The organism is Actinacidiphila sp. bgisy145, from assembly GCF_057708125.1.
In genome coordinates this window covers 30,535-45,098 of sequence record NZ_JBYIRL010000009.1, presented here as the reverse complement: position 1 = coordinate 45,098, position 14,564 = coordinate 30,535, and the positions used below count along the sequence as shown (strand labels likewise).

Annotated in this window: 13 protein-coding genes; 10 read left to right on the top strand and 3 right to left on the bottom strand. The window is 71.7% G+C overall.

Annotated elements, in window-relative coordinates; genetic code table 11:
- Position 1 precedes the first annotated feature (1 nt).
- Together AC3ERT_RS10240 and AC3ERT_RS10235 are read right to left on the bottom strand one after the other, a co-directional pair.
- Positions 2-1,228 (bottom strand): DUF349 domain-containing protein, encoded by a 1,227-nt coding sequence (locus tag AC3ERT_RS10240; protein WP_335975792.1) that lies wholly within the window; start codon positions 1,226-1,228, stop codon positions 2-4.
- Between the two features lie 217 nt (positions 1,229-1,445).
- Positions 1,446-2,297, bottom strand: a complete 852-nt coding sequence (locus tag AC3ERT_RS10235; protein ID WP_435128169.1) for a peptidylprolyl isomerase — start codon at positions 2,295-2,297, stop codon at positions 1,446-1,448.
- A gap of 268 nt (positions 2,298-2,565) precedes the next feature.
- Here AC3ERT_RS10235 and AC3ERT_RS10230 point away from each other — a divergent pair, with 268 nt between their 5' ends.
- The 4 genes from AC3ERT_RS10230 (at position 2,566) to AC3ERT_RS10215 (ending at position 6,712) form a co-directional block, all read left to right on the top strand.
- Positions 2,566-3,279: an MBL fold metallo-hydrolase gene (locus AC3ERT_RS10230; protein ID WP_435128167.1), complete on the top strand. Its 714-nt coding sequence runs from the start codon at positions 2,566-2,568 to the stop codon at positions 3,277-3,279.
- Positions 3,280-3,290: 11 nt separating this feature from the next.
- Complete coding sequence (hisS, locus tag AC3ERT_RS10225; RefSeq protein WP_435128165.1) at positions 3,291-4,553, top strand: histidine--tRNA ligase; 1,263 nt, start codon at positions 3,291-3,293, stop codon at positions 4,551-4,553.
- A gap of 104 nt (positions 4,554-4,657) precedes the next feature.
- Complete coding sequence (locus tag AC3ERT_RS10220) at positions 4,658-5,314, top strand: vitamin K epoxide reductase family protein (protein ID WP_335975804.1); 657 nt, start codon at positions 4,658-4,660, stop codon at positions 5,312-5,314.
- Between the two features lie 45 nt (positions 5,315-5,359).
- Positions 5,360-6,712 carry a replication-associated recombination protein A gene (locus AC3ERT_RS10215; protein ID WP_335975808.1) on the top strand — a complete coding sequence of 451 codons (1,353 nt, stop codon included), beginning with the start codon at positions 5,360-5,362 and terminating at the stop codon, positions 6,710-6,712.
- A gap of 18 nt (positions 6,713-6,730) precedes the next feature.
- Here the strand turns inward: AC3ERT_RS10215 and AC3ERT_RS10210 are convergent, their stop codons facing one another.
- Entirely contained in the window at positions 6,731-7,510 is a 780-nt protein-coding gene (locus AC3ERT_RS10210) for a DUF2470 domain-containing protein (RefSeq protein ID WP_435173704.1), read from the bottom strand.
- 55 nt (positions 7,511-7,565) lie between these two features.
- On the opposite strand from AC3ERT_RS10210, the gene rpsD reads away from it, so the two are divergent.
- The 6 genes from rpsD to mltG all read left to right on the top strand — a co-directional run bounded on the left by rpsD (position 7,566) and on the right by mltG (position 14,554).
- A complete protein-coding gene (rpsD, locus tag AC3ERT_RS10205) occupies positions 7,566-8,177 on the top strand; it encodes a 30S ribosomal protein S4 (protein ID WP_435128161.1) in 612 nt (203 codons plus the stop codon).
- A gap of 187 nt (positions 8,178-8,364) precedes the next feature.
- Positions 8,365-8,802, top strand: a complete 438-nt coding sequence (locus AC3ERT_RS10200) for a DUF948 domain-containing protein (protein ID WP_335975818.1) — start codon at positions 8,365-8,367, stop codon at positions 8,800-8,802.
- 4 nt (positions 8,803-8,806) lie between these two features.
- Positions 8,807-9,172: a DUF6167 family protein gene (locus tag AC3ERT_RS10195; protein WP_435173703.1), complete on the top strand. Its 366-nt coding sequence runs from the start codon at positions 8,807-8,809 to the stop codon at positions 9,170-9,172.
- Positions 9,172-11,841: an alanine--tRNA ligase gene (alaS, locus tag AC3ERT_RS10190; protein ID WP_435128156.1), complete on the top strand. Its 2,670-nt coding sequence runs from the start codon at positions 9,172-9,174 to the stop codon at positions 11,839-11,841. The genes AC3ERT_RS10195 and alaS overlap by 1 nt, the downstream gene beginning before the upstream one ends.
- A 214-nt stretch (positions 11,842-12,055) precedes the next feature.
- Positions 12,056-12,520 (top strand): Holliday junction resolvase RuvX, encoded by a 465-nt coding sequence (ruvX, locus tag AC3ERT_RS10185; RefSeq protein WP_335976266.1) that lies wholly within the window; start codon positions 12,056-12,058, stop codon positions 12,518-12,520.
- A 189-nt stretch (positions 12,521-12,709) separates the two neighbouring features.
- Entirely contained in the window at positions 12,710-14,554 is a 1,845-nt protein-coding gene (mltG, locus tag AC3ERT_RS10180) for an endolytic transglycosylase MltG (RefSeq protein ID WP_435173701.1), read from the top strand.
- The last annotated feature ends 10 nt before the right edge of the window (positions 14,555-14,564 follow it).

Here is a 14,564-nt window from a genome sequence, read left to right as displayed (position 1 = left end):
CTCAGCGGAACTCGCCCATGCCCTTCAAGGCCGCGTCCAACAGCGCCTGCCGGCCGTCCAGTTCGGACTGGAGCTTGTCGGCCTTCGCGGTGTTGCCCGCGGCGCGCGCCGCCTCGACCTGGTCGCGCAGCTTGTCGACCGCGGCCTGCAACTGGCCGGTCAGACCCGCCGCACGCGCCCGGACCTCCGGGTTGGTGCGCCGCCACTCCGCTTCCTCGGACTCCTGGAGCGCCCGCTCCACGGTGTGCATCCGGCCCTCGATCCGCGGCCGGGCGTCGCGCGGCACATGGCCGATCGCCTCCCACCGCTCGTTGATCGAACGGAACGCCGCCCGCGCCGACTTCAGGTCGGTCACCGGCAGCAGCTTCTCCGCCTCGATGACCAGCTCCTCCTTGCGCGCGAGGTTCTCCCGCTGCTCGGAGTCCCGCTCGGCGAACACCTCGGAACGCGCGGCGAAGAACACGTCCTGCGCACCGCGGAAGCGGTTCCACAGGTCGTCCTCCGCCTCGCGCTGGGCGCGGCCGGCCGCCTTCCACTCCGCCATCAACTCGCGGTAGCGGGCCGCGGTCGGCCCCCAGTCCGTGGAACCCGACAGCGACTGCGCCTCGGTGACCAGCTTCTCCTTGGTGCGGCGGGCCTCCTCGCGCTGCGCGTCCAGCGACGCGAAGTGCGCCTTGCGCCGCTTGGAGAAGACCGAACGGGCGTGGCTGAAGCGGTGCCACAGCTCGTCGTCGGCCTTGCGGTCCAGCCGCGGCAGACCCTTCCAGGTGTCCACCAGGGCCCGCAGCCGCTCACCTGCGGTGCGCCACTGCTCGCTCGCGGCCAGCTCCTCGGCCTCGGCGACCAGCTTCTCCTTGGCGGCCTTCGCCTCCTCGCCCTGCTTCGCCCGCTCCGCCCGGCGCTGCTCGCGCCGGGTGTCCACGAGCGCAACCAGCGCGTCCAGCCGGGTGCCCAGCGCCGCCAGGTCGCCCACCGCGTGCGCCTCGGTCACCGAGGTGCGCAGGTGCTCGATCGCGGCCAGCGCCTCCTTGGGCGCCAGATCGGTCGTCTGCACCCGCCGTTCGAGGAGGCCGATCTCCACGACGAGCCCCTCGTACTTGCGCTCGTAGTAGGCGAGCGCCTCGTCAGGGGAACCCGCCTGCCACGAACCGACCTCCTTCTCACCGTCGGCCGTACGCACGTACACGGTCCCCGTCTCGTCGACGCGGCCCCACGGGTCGCTGCTCACAGCGCCTCCCTCATGTGATGCCCACCCGCGTCACCGCCGGCGGGCATCGTCCACAGTTTCCCTCCGGCCGGGCCGCACGCCCTGACCGGTTCCAACGGCCAACATAGGCGACCGGCGCCCCGGCTGTCCGCATCCGATACGCGCTCAATCGCGAATTCGGATACCGATCAGGACTCGGTCCGGCCGCCCGCGGGCAGCCCGGGCACCCGGCCGCGGGTCAGGACTTGCTGACCGTCGCCTTGTTGATCACCACGGTCGCGTTGGGCGCACCGTCGCCCTGACCGGTGCTCTCACCGTCGGCGGCGATCTTGTCCAGGACCTTCATGCCGGCCTTGGAGACGGTGCCGAACGGCGTGTAGCTCGGCGGCAGCGGGCTGTCCTTGTAGACCAGGAAGAACTGGCTGCCGCCGGTGTGCGCCTGGCCGGTGTTGGCCATCGCGATGGTGCCCGCCGGGTAGGTGACCGAGCCGGTGGAGGAGTCGGCCTTGCCGAACGCCGTCAGGTTCTCGTCCGGGATGGTGTAGCCCGGGCCGCCCGAGCCCTGGCCGGTCGGGTCGCCGCACTGGAGCACGTAGATGCCGGTCGTGGTCAGCCGGTGGCACTTGGTGTGGTCGAAGTAGCCCTGGTCGGCGAGGAACTTGAAGGAGTTGACGGTGTGCGGGGCCTTCGCCGTCTCCAGCGCGATCGAGATGTCGCCGCAGGTGGTCGCCAGGTCGAAGGTGTAGCCGGCCGACTTGTCGATGGTCATCGCCGGCTCCTTCTTCCACTGCTTGGTGCCGGGCTTGCCCGCCGCCGCCTTCTCGCACGGGTCCGGGCCCTTGGAGACGGTGGGGCTCGCCGAGGCGGACGCGGTCGCACTGGTCGCGGCGGCGTCGTCCTTCTTCTTGCTGCTGCCGTCGAACGCGCCGGCCGCGTACGCCCCGCCGAGCGAGGCGACGACCACGGCGACCACCACGGCGATCACCGAGTTGCGCACCCGCGTCTTGCGCTGCGCGCTCACCCGGCGCTGCTGCTGGCGCGCGAACTTGTCCCGGGCGAGCTGCCGCCGCCGCTGATCCTTGGTGGTCACTTCGCCGTCTCCGTCGTCTGTCTGGGCGTCGGTTGTCCGTCCGTGCCGCGCACCGACGCATTGCGTTGTATGTTTCCTGTGCGCCGGCTGTATCGAAGGGGACACAGCCGGTGTCGAAGCTGCCGTATGCGAATGTACGTGCCGCAGATCTTCGCGTCACGCCGCACCTGCCGTCCAGTCCGCGCACCACCCCGCAACCGGTTCGCAGCCGCGCCCCGCTCGCCGGTAGGCTCGGGGGCAGCCCACAGCGGACGACAGAAGGACGAACGTGCTCATTGCCGGGTTCCCCGCCGGGGCGTGGGGCACCAACTGCTACGTGGTCGCGCCCGCCGCAGGCGAGGAGTGCGTGATCATCGACCCGGGGGTCGACGCGACCCAGGGCGTCCAGGACGTCCTCGCCAAGCACCGGCTCAAGCCCGTGGCGGTCATCCTCAGCCACGGCCACGTCGACCACGTCGCCTCGGTGCTGCCGGTCTGCGGCGCGCACGACGTGCCCGCCTGGCTGCACCCCGCCGACCGGTACATGCTCAGCGACCCGGCGACGGCGATCGGCGCCTCCGTCGGCTCCCCGCTGCTGGCCGGCCTGACCGTCGGCGAGCCCGACGACCTTCGGGAGCTGACCGACGGCGAGACCCTCGCGCTGGCCGGTCTGGAGTTCGGCGTCGCGCATGCGCCCGGCCATACCAAGGGGTCGGTGACCTACCGGCTGCCCGAGACCGCCGACATCCCGTCGGTGTTCTTCTCGGGCGACCTGTTGTTCGCCGGCTCCGTCGGACGCACCGACCTGCCCGGTGGCGACACCGCCGAGCTGTACGAGTCGCTGGCCCGCGTGTGCCTGCCGCTCGACGACTCGACGGTGGTGCTCTCCGGGCACGGCCCCCAGACGACCATCGGCCGCGAGCGCGCCACCAACCCCTTCCTGGGCAAGGTGGCCGGCGGCCACGGAACCGGCGACGACCCGGCTCCACGACGAGGATTGTGACTGTCACTGCCGTGAGCACGTTCCAGGCCCCCAAGGGCACCTACGACCTCCTGCCGCCCGACTCCGCGGCCTTCCTCGCGGTGCGCGAGGCGATCGCCGCCCCGGCCCGCCGCGCCGGCTACGGATACGTCGAGACCCCCGGCTTCGAGCACGTCGAGCTGTTCGCCCGCGGTGTCGGGGAGTCCACCGACATCGTCACCAAGGAGATGTACGCCTTCAGCACCAAGGGCGGCACCGAGCTGGCACTGCGCCCCGAGGGCACCGCGTCGGTGCTGCGCGCCGCCCTCCAGGCCAACCTGCACAAGGCCGGCAACCTGCCGGTGAAGCTGTGGTACTCCGGCTCCTACTACCGCTACGAGCGCCCGCAGGCCGGCCGCTACCGCCACTTCTCCCAGGTCGGCGCCGAGGCGATCGGCGCGGAGGACCCGGCGCTGGACGCCGAACTGGTGATCCTGGCCGTCGACGCGTACCGCTCGCTGGGCCTGCGCGACTTCCGGCTGCTGCTCAACTCGCTGGGCGACAAGGAGTGCCGCCCGGCCTACCGCGCCGCGCTCCAGGACTTCCTGCGCGGCCTCGACCTCGACGACGACACCCGCAAGCGGATCGAGATCAACCCGCTGCGGGTGCTGGACGACAAGCGCGAGGCGGTGCAGCGCCAACTCACCGGCGCGCCGCTGATCGTGGACCACCTGTGCGAGGCGTGCAAGGAGTACCACGAGCAGGTCCGGGAACTGCTGACCGCGGCGGGTGTGGCCTACGAGGACGACCCGCGGCTGGTGCGCGGACTGGACTACTACACCCGCACCACCTTCGAGTTCGTGCACGACGCGCTCGGCTCGCAGTCCGCGGTCGGCGGCGGCGGGCGGTACGACGGCCTGTCGGAGATGATCGGCGGCCCGTCGCTGCCGTCGGTCGGCTGGGCGCTGGGCGTGGACCGCACGGTGCTCGCGCTCAAGGCCGAGGGCGTCGAACTCGCGCTGCCCGCCGCCACCGACGTGTACGCGGTGCCGCTCGGCGAGCAGGCCCGGCGCACCCTCTTCGCGCTGGTCACGCAGTTGCGGCGGGAGGGGATCGCCGCGGACTTCGCCTTCGGCGGCAAGGGCATCAAGAACGCGATGAAGTCCGCGGACCGCTCCGGCGCCCGGCTGGCGATCGTGGCCGGCGAACGGGACCTGGCCGAGGGCGTCGTGCAGATCAAGGACCTCGCCAGCGGCGAGCAGGGTCCGGTGGCGCTGGACGAGGTGGCCGGAACCGTCAAGGAACGGCTGGTTTAAACCCCTCGAACGTGTACCGGGGCGGCGTACCTTACACCGTACTCACCGCCCCGGGTGCACAATGTCTGTGCCCGCCCCATGGATTCGATGAGAGATCGGCGATCATGACGACTTCCGCGTTGGACGACACGCGAACGGACGACGACCGCACCCCGCGCGCCGGCTCCGAGATCGTGCCGAGCAAGCCGTTCACCTGGCTGCTGCTGATCTCCGGCGCACTCGGCCTGCTCGCCTCCTTCGTGATCACCAACGACAAGTTCGTCCTGCTGCAGAACACCGTGGACGGCAAGCCGACGCACTTCTCGTGCAGCCTCAACCCGGTCATCGCCTGCGGCAGCGTGATGGAGAGCAAGCAGGCCCACGCCTTCGGCTTCCAGAACCCGATCATCGGCCTGGTCGCCTACGGCGTGGTGATCTGCGTGGCCATGGGCGTCTTCGCCGGCGGCCGCTACAAGCCGTGGTTCTGGTACGGGCTCCAGGCCGGCGGCCTCTTCGGCGTCTGCTTCATCTCCTGGCTCCAGTACCAGACGATCTACAACATCCACGCGGTCTGCCTGTGGTGCTGCCTGGCCTGGGTCGTCACGATCCTGATCTTCTGGTACACCGCCGTGCACAACATCCGCAACGGCCTGATCAAGCTCCCCCGCCCGGTCCGCTCGGCCGTGCTGGAGTTCCACTGGGTGGTGCCGGTGATGTGGTACGCGGTGATCGGCCTGCTGATCCTCACCCACTTCTGGTACTACTGGAAGACCGTCATCTGACCTCGTGATCCGGGGTGTGTCACAGCGGTGGCATACCCTTCACGAGTGGAGCCAGATCTGTTCAGCGCGGCCGCGGAGGAGCGGCAGGAGCGGGACCCGGGAAACAGCCCGCTCGCCGTCCGTATGCGGCCGCGCACCCTTGAGGAAGTGGTCGGCCAGCAGCACCTGCTGCGCAAGGGGTCCCCGCTGCGGCGGCTGGTGGGGGAGGGCGGCACCGGACCCGCCGGCGCCTCCTCGGTGATCCTGTGGGGCCCGCCCGGCACCGGGAAGACCACCCTCGCCTACGTCGTCAGCAAGGCCACCAACAAGCGGTTCGTGGAGCTGTCGGCGATCACCGCGGGCGTCAAGGAGGTCCGCGCGGTCATCGAGTCCGCCAAGCGCCAAGCCGGCGGGTACGACCGCGAGACCGTCCTGTTCCTCGACGAGATCCACCGCTTCAGCAAGGCCCAGCAGGACTCGCTGCTGCCCGCGGTCGAGAACCGCTGGGTGACCCTGATCGCGGCCACCACCGAGAACCCGTACTTCTCGGTGATCTCACCGCTGCTGTCCCGCTCCCTGCTGCTCACCCTCGAATCGCTCACCGACGACGACATCCGCGGGGTGCTGCACCGCGCGCTCACCGAGGAGCGCGGGCTCGGCGGCGCCGTCACCCTCCAGCCCGACGCCGAGGAGCACCTGCTGCGGATCGCCGGCGGTGACGCCCGCCGCGCGCTCACCGCGCTGGAGGCGGGCGCCGGCTCCGCGCTCGCCAAGGGCGAGGAGACCATCACGCTGGCCACCGTCGAGGAGGCCGTCGACCGCGCCGCGGTCGCCTACGACCGCGACGGCGACCAGCACTACGACGTGGCCAGCGCCCTGATCAAGTCGATCCGCGGCTCCGACGTCGACGCCGCGCTGCACTACCTGGCCCGGATGATCGTGGCGGGGGAGGACCCGCGCTTCATCGCCCGCCGCCTGATGATCTCCGCGAGCGAGGACATCGGGCTCGCCGACCCCACCGCGCTGCCCACCGCGGTCGCCGCGGCCCAGGCGGTGGCGATGATCGGCTTCCCCGAGGCGTCGCTCATCCTCAGCCACGCCACCATCGCGCTCGCCCTCGCGCCGAAGTCCAACGCGGCGACCACCGCGATCGGTGCCGCCCTCGCCGACGTCCGGGCCGGCAAGGCCGGCCCGGTCCCCGCGCACCTGCGCGACGGCCACTACAAGGGCGCCGCCAAGCTCGGCCACGCGCAGGGCTACGTCTACCCCCACGACGTGCCCGGCGCCATCGCCGCCCAGCGCTACCTCCCGGACGACCTCGCCGACCGCCGCTACTACGAACCCACCCGCTACGGAGCCGAGGCCCGCTACGCGGATGTGCTCGACCGCGTCAGAAGCCGCCTCGCCGGCGACAGCTGAGGTACGGGCCCCGGGGGGTCACGCCCGCGCGGAAGCGAAAAGGTGCCGAAGGGCGCGCCGGGCGGCGGCCGGCCCCTCCACCGGCGCCGGAAAGTCGAAGCGGGCGTCGTACGTCCCGGCCGCGCCGGTGAAGCGCACCCGCAGCCCGAACCGGTCCAGCGCCAGCGGCACCGCCTGCGCGGCGCCTGCAACGCACGGTTCGCCGACGAGCCCGCACAGGAGGGCCACCTCCTCCGGGTGCGACCCGGCCAGGTGCTGGAGCACATCCGTCTCGAAGGGCGCGAGCGGATCGGGCCCGGCCGCGGCGAACTCGTCGGGCTCCACGAGCGCCGCACCCCACAGGTCGTCCACGGAGATCTCCCCGGGCTCCAGCCGCAGCAACTCCGCGTCGGCCTCGAACCCGCCGCCGGGCACGTGGGTCAGCCACCCGGCCACCCAGGCGCGGCCGCGGATGCGGTGCGGCACCGCGACCGGCGCGACATCGGTGACTTCCAGCACAGCGGGTACCTCGTCGTCGCTGGCGTGCCGTGCCGCCCGCACCGCGGGCGCCGCGCGCGGGAAGAGCAGGAAGACGTCCCCGTCGGGCCCGACGGAGCAGCGCAGCGGCACCATCGGCTCGGCCGGTGCGGGGCGCAGCGCGGGAATGGCCAGGGCGAGGGACGGGTTACCCTCGACGAGAGTGCGCGCGCGTTCGGCGGCCGAGGGCTGCCGGGGCGCTTCTTCCTCTTCGGGACGCGGCTGACCGTTCTCCTGCTGCCACGACGGCCGTTCGGGTGCGGGGTTCCCGGGTCGAATCATGCGTACTCCTCAGCTAAGGTAAGCCTTACCTAATCTACACGGAGGTTCGACGCACGTGAATCAGTCGCGTCCCAAGGTCAAGAAGTCGCGGGCGCTCGGCATCGCGCTCACCCCGAAGGCGGTCAAGTACTTCGAGGCCCGCCCCTACCCGCCGGGTGAGCACGGCCGCGGTCGCAAGCAGAACAGCGACTACAAGACCCGGCTGCTGGAGAAGCAGCGGCTGCGCGCGCAGTACGACATCAGCGAGCGGCAGATGCAGCGCGCGTACGACCGCGCGAAGAAGGTCGAGGGCAAGACCGGCGAGGCGCTGATCGTCGAGCTGGAGCGCCGACTTGACGCGCTGGTGCTCCGGTCCGGGCTGGCCCGCACCATCTACCAGGCCCGCCAGATGGTCGTGCACGGCCACATCGAGGTCAACGGCCGCAAGGTCGACAAGCCGTCCTTCCGGGTCCGCCCCGACGACGTCGTGCAGGTCCGGGAGCGCTCGCGGGAGAAGACCCCGTTCCTGGTCGCCCGCGAAGGCGGCTGGGCGCCCGACGGCGAGACCCCCCGCTATCTCCAGGTCAACCTCCAGGCCCTCGCGTTCCGCCTCGACCGCGACCCCAACCGCCGCGAGATCCCGGTGATCTGCGACGAGCAGCTCGTCGTCGAGTTCTACGCCCGCTGAGCGGTAGGAGGGTGCGCAGTTCCCCGCGCTGAGGGTTCCAAGGGGCGCGGGGAACTGCGCGGCACGCCCACCACCGGCAGCCGGTCCCGGGGCCGACCGGACGGGGCAGCCTGGAGGGTCCGGCCCGCGGAGCGCGATAAGCTCGCCTGTGTTCGTGGTCGGGTGGGAGCAAGAGGGGTGCGGCAGCGTGTCCGGTGGAGAGGTGGCGGGCCTCATCGTCGCCGTGTTCTGGGCGATCCTCGTCTCGTTCCTGGCCGTGGCCCTCGCCCGGCTCGCGCAGACCCTGCGCCGCACCACGGAGTTGGTCGCCAGCGTCACCGAACAGGCCGTACCGCTGCTCGGTGAGGCCTCGGACGCGCTGCGCAACGCGAACACCCAGCTGGACCGGGTCGACACCATCACCTCCGACGTCGCCGAGGTGACCGCCAACGCGTCCGCGCTGTCCTCCACGGTGGCCTCGACGTTCGGCGGACCGCTGGTGAAGGTCGCCGCCTTCGGCTACGGCGTGCGGCGCGCGGTCGGCATGCAGGCCGGCGACTCCGGCAAGGCCCGGGCCCGTACCCTCACCGGCCGGGTGCTGCCCACCTCGCGCCGGGACCGCCGCGACCGCCGCACTAAGGACTGAGGCCATGTTCCGCCGTCTGTTCTGGTTCTTCACCGGCGCCGCCACCGGCGCGTGGGCCACCGTCAAGGTGGGACGCGCGGTGCGCCGCCTCAACCCCGACAGCCTCGCGGTGACCGCCGCGGACCGCGCGCTGGAGACCGGCGCGCGGCTGCGGCTGTTCGCCCAGGACGTACGGGTCGGCATGGCCCAGCGCGAGACCGAACTGCACGACGCCCTGGGCCTGCGTACCCAGAGCGCCCCCGACGCACCCCAGCCGCTGCCCGCACCGCGCGCCACCCAGCCCGGGACCACCGCGGACAGCGGCTCCGCCCTGCCCACCCGGGCCGGGCGCGGGGACCGCAAGCACAAGAACCGGAAGGACGAACACTGATGGAGTCGGCAGAAATCCGCCGCCGCTGGCTGCGCTTCTTCGAGGAGCGCGGGCACACCGTGGTGCCGTCGGCCTCCCTCATCGCGGACGACCCGACGCTGCTGCTCGTCCCGGCCGGCATGGTCCCCTTCAAGCCGTACTTCCTCGGCGAGGTCAAGCCGCCCTTCGACCGCGCGACCAGTGTGCAGAAGTGCGTGCGCACCCCGGACATCGAAGAGGTCGGCAAGACCACCCGGCACGGCACGTTCTTCCAGATGTGCGGCAACTTCTCCTTCGGCGACTACTTCAAGGAAGGCGCCATCAAGTACGCCTGGGAGCTGCTGACCAGCTCGCAGGCCGACGGCGGCTTCGGCCTGGAGCCGGAGAAGCTGTGGATCACCGTCTACGAGAAGGACGACGAGGCCGAGCGGATCTGGCGCGACGTCGTCGGCGTGCCCGCCGAGCGCATCCAACGCCTCGGCATGGGCCCCAACTTCTGGTCCATGGGCGTGCCCGGCCCCTGCGGCCCCTGCTCCGAGATCAACTACGACCGCGGCCCCGAGTTCGGCGAGGAGGGCGGCCCCGCGGTCAATGACGAGCGCTACGTGGAGATCTGGAACCTGGTCTTCATGCAGTACGAGCGCGGCCCGGGCCAGGGCAAGGACGGCTTCCAGATCCTCGGCGACCTGCCCGCCCAGAACATCGACACCGGCCTCGGCCTCGAACGCCTTGCGATGATCCTCCAGGGCGTGCACAACATGTACGAGACCGACACCCTGCGCGTGGTCATCGACACCGCCACCGCGCTGACCGGCGTGCACTACGGCGCCGCCGACGCGTCCGACGTGTCGCTGCGGGTCGTCGCGGACCACATGCGCACCGCCGTCATGCTCATCGGCGACGGCGTCACCCCCGGCAACGAGGGCCGCGGCTACGTCCTGCGCCGCATCATGCGCCGCGCCATCCGCAACATGCGGATGCTGGGCGCGGACCGCCCGGTCGTCGCCGAGCTGGTGGACGTCGTCATCGGCACCATGGGCGAGCAGTACCCGGAGCTGATCACCGACCGCAAGCGGATCGAGTCCGTCGCCCTCGCCGAGGAGTCCCGCTTCCTCAAGACCCTCTCGGCCGGCACCAACATCCTCGACACCGCGGTCACCGAGACCAAGGCCGCCGGCGGCCGGGTGCTCCCCGGCGAGCAGGCGTTCCTGCTCCACGACACCTGGGGCTTCCCGATCGACCTCACCCTGGAGATGGCCTCCGAACAGGGTCTGAGCGTCGACGAGGACGGCTTCCGCCGGCTGATGAAGGAGCAGCGCGACCGGGCCAAGGCCGACGCGCAGAAGAAGAAGACCGGCCACGCGGACCTGTCGGCCTACCGCGAGGTCGCCGACCGCTCCGGCGCCACCGAGTTCACCGGCTACGTCCTCGACCACGGCGAGGCCACCGTCGTCGGGCTGCTGGTCGACGGCGTGCCCTCGCCCGCCGCCACCGAGGGCGACGAGGTCGAGGTCGTCCTCGACCGCACCCCCTTCTACGCCGAGGGCGGCGGCCAGCTCGCCGACACCGGCCGCATCCGGCTGGACAGCGGCGCCGTCATCGAGGTCCGCGACGTGCAGCGCCCGGTGCCCGGCGTCAGCGTGCACAAGGGCGTCGTCCAGGTCGGCGAGGTCACCGTGGGCGCCGCCGCCCACGCCCAGATCGACCTGACCCGGCGCCGCGCCATCGCCCGCGCGCACAGCGCCACCCACCTCACCCACCAGGCGCTGCGCGACGCACTCGGCCCCACCGCGGCCCAGGCCGGATCGGAGAACTCGCCCGGCCGCTTCCGCTTCGACTTCGGCTCCCCGGCGGCGGTGCCCGGCACCGTGCTCTCCGACGTCGAGCAGAAGATCAACGAAGTGCTGGCCCGCGAACTCGACGTCACCGCCGAGGTGATGCCCATCGCGGAGGCCAAACGGCAGGGCGCCATCGCGGAGTTCGGCGAGAAGTACGGTGAGCACGTCCGCGTGGTGACCATCGGCGACTTCTCCAAGGAGCTGTGCGGCGGCACCCATGTGGGCAACACCGCCCAACTCGGCCTGGTCAAGCTGCTCGGCGAGTCCTCGATCGGCTCCGGGGTGCGCCGTGTCGAGGCGCTGGTCGGCGTCGACGCGTACAACTTCCTGGCCCGCGAGCACACCGTGGTCGCCCAGCTCACCGAACTGGTCAAGGGCCGCCCGGAGGAGCTGCCCGACCGGATCTCGGGGATGCTCGCCAAGCTCAAGGACGCCGAGAAGGAGATCGAGCGCTTCCGCGCCGAGAAGGTGCTCCAGGCCGCGGCCGGGCTCGCCGCCGGCGCCGAGGACGTCAAGGGCGTCGCCCTGGTCACCGGCACGGTGCCGGACGGCACCGGCGCGGACGACCTGCGCAAGCTGGTGCTCGACGTGCGGCAGCGGATCGGCGGCGGCCGGCCCGCGGTCGTCGCGCTCTTCACCGTGGCGGGCGGCCGCCCGCTGACGGTCATCGCGACCAATGACGCCGGGCGCGACCGCGGCCTGAAGGCCGGCGAGCTGGTCCGCACCGCGGCCAAGACGCTCGGCGGCGGGGGCGGCGGCAAGGACGACGTCGCCCAGGGCGGCGGCCAGAACCCGGCCGCGGTGCCCGAGGCGATCGAGGCCGTGCGGCGGCTCGTCGGCGAGAAGGCGTGACATGACCGAGCGGCGGCGGGGCGCGGAGCGCGGCCGGGAGCGGCCGCGGGCCCGGCGCTCCGCCGCGGGCCGGGGCGCGGCGCGGCCCGGCGCCTTCGGCGCGGACGGCCCGGGCAGCGGGGGCTCCGCAGACGGTACGGGTGGGCCGGGCGGTCCGGGCGGCTCGGCGGGCGGCGGCACCGGCGGTGCGGGCGGCACTGGCGGCTCCGGCGGGATCAGGCGCGGCCGCCGGCTCGCCGTGGACGTCGGCGACGCCCGGATCGGCGTGGCCTCCTGCGACCCCGACGGCATCCTCGCCACCCCCGTGGAGACCGTGCCCGGCCGCGACGTGCCCGCCGCGCAGCGCCGGCTGGCGGCCCTCGTCGGCGAGTACGAACCGATCGAGGTCGTCGTCGGCCTGCCCACCTCGCTGAACGGAACAGAAGGCCCGGCCGCCGTCAAGGTCCGCGCCTTTGCGTTCGCTGTGGCGAAAATCATCGCGCCGGTGCCGGTCCGCCTCGTGGACGAGCGGATGAGCACCGTCACGGCGACCCAGGGACTGCGCGCGTCGGGTGTCCGGGCGAAAAAGGGACGCTCCGTGGTCGACCAGGCGGCGGCTGTCGTTATCCTGCAAAGCGCCCTGGAAGCCGAGCGGGTGTCCGGCATCCCTCCGGGCGAGAACGTCGAAGTGGTCATCTGATCGCGATACGGTAACGTTCCGCGCGACACGGCGGTGCCTTCGGGCGCCGCCCGTTTCGCAAGGTCGGTGGACCTGATGCCGACCGCGTACCGACGGGACCGAGGGCCTACGCCCGAGCAGCCGTGGCGGACGACCGGGCACCGGTCCTCCGCAGTGGGTGCGAGCAGGAAGACCGACTGATGGATGCCGATGACTGACTACGGCCGGGGTTCCGGCTCAGAACCGTGGCACCCCGAGGACCCCCTCTTCGGCGACGTGTACGACCAGGGGTACCCCCAGCAGCAGCCCCAGCACTTCCCGCAGCAGGGCGACTGGCAGGACCCGTACGCCACCGGTCAGCAGCACCAGCAGTACCCGCAGCAGCCCCAGCAGGGCGGCTACCCGCAGCAGTACGACCAGCAGCAGTACCAGCAGCCGCCGCAGCAGCAGTACCCGCAGCAGGGGCACGTCCAGCACGGCTACCCGCAGCAGACCGGGTACGACGGCTACGACGCGTACGAGGGCTACGACACCGGCTCCTACCAACCCGGCCAGGCCGACGGCTACGTCCAGGACCCGTACGGCGGCCACCCGGCCCAGGACCCGTACGGGCAGCAGCAGCCGCAGCCCGGCTACTACGGCCAGCCGCAGCAACAGCCGCAGCAGCCCCAGCAGCAGGGCTACCCGCAGCAGGCCCCGTACCAGGGACAGCCCCAGCAGCAGCCCGAGCAGCCCCACCAGCAGCAACAACAGCCCCAGCAGCCTCAACCGCAGCAGGGCGGCGCCGGCCGGCCGGGCCAACCGGCGCAGCCCGCCGCCCGTACCGCCCCGGCCGAGACCGACTGGGACGCCGACACCGCGGACGACCCGCGCGACCACGCCTTCTTCGCCGACCACCGCGACGACGAGGACGACGACGACCGGCACGCGCCCGAGCAGAACCGGTCCGGCGGCCGCAGGTCCGGCCGTACCCAGGGCCAGCCCACCAAGAAGCGCCGCAGCGGCTGCGCCTGCGTGGTGGTGCTCGCCGTCCTGGTCGGCGGTGTCGGCGGAGTCGGCTACGTCGGCTACAACATGTACGAGAGCCGGTTCGGCCCGCCGCCGGACTTCTCGGGCAACGGCAGCGGGGACGTCCAGGTGAACATCCCCGCCGGCTCCACGACGACGACCATGGGGAACATCCTCAAGCAGGCCGGCGTCGTCAAGAGCGTCGGCGCCTTCACCAAGGCCGCGAACAAGGACCCCAAGGGCAACTTCATCCAGGCCGGCGTCTATGACCTGCACAAGCAGATGTCCGGTACCGCGGCCGTCACGATGATGCTCGACCCCAAGTCGCAGAACACCCTGATCATCGCCGAGGGCATGCGCGACAAGCAGATCTACGCGGCCATCGACGCCAAGCTGAAGCTGGCCGCGGGCACCACCGAGAAGACCGCGCACTCCCAGGCGAAGCAGCTCGGGCTGCCGTCCTGGGCGGACACCGACCCCGACATCTCCGACCCGCTGGAGGGCTTCCTCTTCCCCTCCCGCTACAGCATCGCCAAGGGCGAGAAGCCCGAGGTGCTGCTGAAGCAGATGATCGACGAGGCGACCAAGCAGTACGCCCAGTTCGACATGGCCGCGGAGGCGAAGAAGCAGGGCCTGAAGAACCCGCTCGAACTCGTCACGGTCGCCAGCCTCGTCCAGGCCGAGGGCAAGACCGACGAGGACTTCAAGAAGATGGCCAAGGTCGTCTACAACCGGATGGTGCCGAACAACCCGGAGACGCAGGGGCTGCTGCAGTTCGACTCGACGTACAACTACGTCAAGAACACCAGCAAGACGAACATCTCGACCGCCGAGGTCAACTCGCTGGACAGCCCCTACAACACCTACAAGCACCAGGGCCTGCCCCCCGGCCCGATCGGCAACCCCGGCGTCGACGCCCTCAAGGCGGCGATGGCGCCGGACAGCGGTGACTGGTGGTACTTCATCTCGCTGGACGGCAAGACCACCGACTTCACCCAGACCAAGGCCCAGTTCGACAAGCTCTACGACCAGTACAACTCCCAGTAGCAGGGCACTC